Raw genomic sequence first — 3,062 nt, forward strand, 5'->3', positions numbered from 1 at the left:
TATGTCGGTTTCGGCGTCGGCGCCGGCGCCAATGTGCACAAGCTCAGCAGCGATTTCCTCCCGGGATCCTCGCTCAACGGCATCGGCGGCGAAGGCATCTACGGCCAGGCGACCGTCGGCTACGACTATATGGTCTCGCAGCGCTTCCTGCTCGGCGGCCTGATCGACGCCCATGTCGGCACGATCAAGACGTCGCTTGATGTGGGCGCCCTGGGTGGCCTCAGCGCCGACCTCAAGGAAACCTACGGCTTCGACGTCGGCGTGCGCGCTGGCTACCTGCTGACGCCGAGCACGCTGGGCTATGTGCTGGGCGGCTATGCCTGGCAGAAGTACAAGCTCGACACCAATGCCGGCTTCGGTATGGATTGGGACCAGGGCGGCTACTTCGTCGGCGCCGGTGTCGAAACCGCGATCAACAGCAACTGGACGCTGAAGGGCGAGTATCGCTACACCCGCTTTGGCACCAAGGACAATCTGCTTTCCCAGTTTGGGCTGCCGGATGGCGCGCTCAATCTCGACACCTCGCGCCACACCTTCGAAGTGGCCGCCAGCTACCGCTTCAACGCCAATGACGGCGGCGCGGCCAGCTTCGAGACGCCTTCCTACAACTGGACCGGCTTCTATGTCGGCGGCGGACTCGGCGCCGGCGCGGTGGTGCATCAGATCGAAGTTCCGCCGGCTGATGTGAAGGTCAACGGCCTGGGCGGCGAAGGCGTGTTCGGCGAGGCCAGCCTCGGCTACGATCAGGACATGGGCAGCTGGGTGGTTGGCATACTCGTGGACGCGCGCCTCTCAGGCATCAAGTCGAAGCTCGAGCTGGGCGGGCTTCTGGGTGGCGGTGTCGATTCGATCAGTCTCAACACCGATTATGGTTTCGACGTGCTCGGCCGCATCGGCATGAAGGTCAACGAAGCGACGCTGGCCTACGCGCTCGCCGGCTACAGCTGGCAGCACTTCAAGCTCGATGCTCCGGCACCGCTCGACGTCGATTGGGGCTCCAGCGGCTTCTCGGTCGGCGCGGGCCTGGAAACGGCCGTGTCGGACAAGATGACTGTCGGCATCGAATACCGCTACTCGCAGTTCGCCAAGGAAGATTTTTCGGACGAATTCCCGATCCTGAGCGGGCTTGTGACCTCGACGCCGTCCTTCCACACCGTGCGCATCGACGCCAAGTACAAGTTCAACTAAGCAAAGGCCTCCAGCCAGAGCAGGAAGCCCGCCGAATGGCGGGCTTTTTTTGCCTCGATCATCCTGTGCAGGTTTGAGGCCTGCAAGACGATCGGGGTAGCTGAGCCCAGAGTGTCCGCGGGCATATCTCCATTGCCATACTATTCGACATTCGAATTAATGTGGCATTTTGATCGAATGCGAAGGACGCCATGCGCAAATTGATCGTCACCGAATTCATTACCGTCGACGGCATCGCCGAACACGAGCGGTTGCCCAACGTCGTCTAGAACAACGCGATGAACAAGTTCAAGGAGGATGAGCTTGCCGATAGCGGCGCCATGCTTTTCGGACGCGTCACCTACGAGATCTTCGCCGGCCATTGGCCCTTGGAGACAGGCGACTTCGCCGACCGCTTCAACGCGCTGCCGAAATATGTCGCCTCGGCCAGCCTCAAGACGGTCGATTGGAAACCGGCCGAGCTCCTCGAACGCCCCCTGCCCGAGGCCGTCGCCCGGCTGAAACGGCAGTCCGGCGGCAACATCTATGTGCATGGCAGCCTGAGCATCGCCCGGCAGCTTCTCGGCGCCGGCCTGATCGACCGCGTGCGGCTGCTCGTCTATCCGAGGGCTGCCGGCCAGGGCAAGCAACTGTTTCCGGCCGATGGACCGGTCGAACTCGACCTGGTCTCGGCCGCGCCGCTCGACAATGGGGTGGTGGCGATGGAATACGCAACGGCCGCGAAAGATTAAGCGGCTGTTTTCCAGCAGCATTGAGGCAGGGGCGGTCCGCCCCCACTTAGCTCCCGCAAGGCTGTTGTATAGGCCGTCGGGCCTGGTGCACCTAGACAACCTTCTTCTTCCCGCGCTTGCCGCCATGCCTGGCCACCGCCTTCTCGACGGCGCGCTTCACTTCGTCCTTGATCTCCGCCGTCTCGGCCATCAGCGCCTCGATCTTCAGGAAATCGAGCACGCGGTACTTCGAGACTTTCGGGCGGACCAGGATGTCGGGCCTCGACTGCTGCAGCTTGTTGGCGATGATCGACTGCATCATCAATTGCGAGGCGCCGTACATCAGGTCCACCGTGGTCGGGTGCTTGCGCTCGGCATCGCTCGGCGCTCCAACAACGTCGATCGCGATGATGATGTCGGCATCCTTTTCGAGGAGATCGAAAGGGACGGGATTGTAGATGCCGCCGTCGATCAGCAGGCAGCCATTGCGAACCACCGGACGGAACACCGCCGGGATGGCTGCCGAAGCGGCAAGCGCGGAATGCAATTCACCCTCGGCGAGCACCGCCAGCTTGTGGCCGAAATAATCGGTCGCCGTCACCTTGAGCGGGATCTTCAGCGCGTCGAACGTCCGCGGGATCGGCTCAGGCAGGAAGGCCTTCAAGATGCGCTCGATGTTGAACTGGCCGACGCGGATGCCGCCCTGCATGGCCTCCGCGATCGTGCCCGGCCGCGAGCGCCACATGCGCGCCGCCACTTCGGCGCGGCTGCCGAGGATCGATCGGGCATAGCCGTGGATCTCGGCGCCCGTCATGCCCGACGCCATGCCGGCTCCCATGATGGAGCCGATCGACGAGCCGGCGATCGCCACCGGCTTGATGCCCAGCTCGTCGAGGGCCTCGATGATGTGGATATGCGCGAGACCGCGCGCGCCGCCGCCGCCGAAAGCCACCCCGAAGGTCGGGCTCATCCCTTGCCGCCCCCCGCCACCTGCACCAGCGGCGGGCCGATGACCATCACGGCGGGATCGGCCGACAGAAGCTTCTTCGCCGCCGCCTTGACTTCGGCCAGCGTCACCGCGTTGATGAGCGCGGCGCGGCGCTTCATATAGTCGATGCCGAGATTGTCGACCTGCAGCTCGACCAGCGTCGCGGCGATGGAGGC

The 3,062-nt window shown here is 63.7% G+C and carries 3 protein-coding genes and 1 pseudogene; 2 read left to right on the forward strand and 2 right to left on the reverse strand.

Annotated features, from left to right (window positions below):
• Both EOA28_RS30775 and EOA28_RS30780 read left to right on the forward strand, forming a co-directional pair.
• Positions 1-1,188, forward strand: a 1,188-nt coding sequence (locus EOA28_RS30775; RefSeq protein ID WP_128315612.1) for an outer membrane beta-barrel protein, incomplete at its 5' end; no start/stop codon positions are given.
• A gap of 278 nt (positions 1,189-1,466) precedes the next feature.
• The gene (locus tag EOA28_RS30780; RefSeq protein WP_245463279.1) at positions 1,467-1,919 is read left to right on the forward strand and encodes a dihydrofolate reductase family protein; all 453 of its coding nucleotides are present in this window, start codon (positions 1,467-1,469) and stop codon (positions 1,917-1,919) included.
• Between the two features lie 91 nt (positions 1,920-2,010).
• Here EOA28_RS30780 and EOA28_RS30785 read toward each other — a convergent pair whose 3' ends face one another.
• Both EOA28_RS30785 and EOA28_RS30790 read right to left on the reverse strand, forming a co-directional pair.
• Positions 2,011-2,868 (reverse strand): patatin-like phospholipase family protein, encoded by an 858-nt coding sequence (locus EOA28_RS30785; RefSeq protein ID WP_127251020.1) that lies wholly within the window; start codon positions 2,866-2,868, stop codon positions 2,011-2,013.
• Positions 2,865-3,062 (reverse strand): annotated as a pseudogene (locus EOA28_RS30790) (insulinase family protein); the annotation flags it as partial. The pseudogene EOA28_RS30790 and the gene EOA28_RS30785, both read right to left, overlap by 4 nt.

The sequence above is a fragment of the Mesorhizobium sp. M2A.F.Ca.ET.067.02.1.1 genome (assembly GCF_004023285.1).
In the GTDB taxonomy this organism is placed as follows: domain Bacteria; phylum Pseudomonadota; class Alphaproteobacteria; order Rhizobiales; family Rhizobiaceae; genus Mesorhizobium.

Bases quoted from the DNA above. Each gene is read 5' to 3' on its own strand.
- EOA28_RS30780 (WP_245463279.1), top strand. From the start codon at position 1,467: ATGAACAAGTTCAAGGAGGATGAGCTTGCCGATAGCGGCGCCATGCTT.
- EOA28_RS30785 (WP_127251020.1), bottom strand. From the start codon at position 2,868: ATGAGCCCGACCTTCGGGGTGGCTTTCGGCGGCGGCGGCGCGCGCGGT.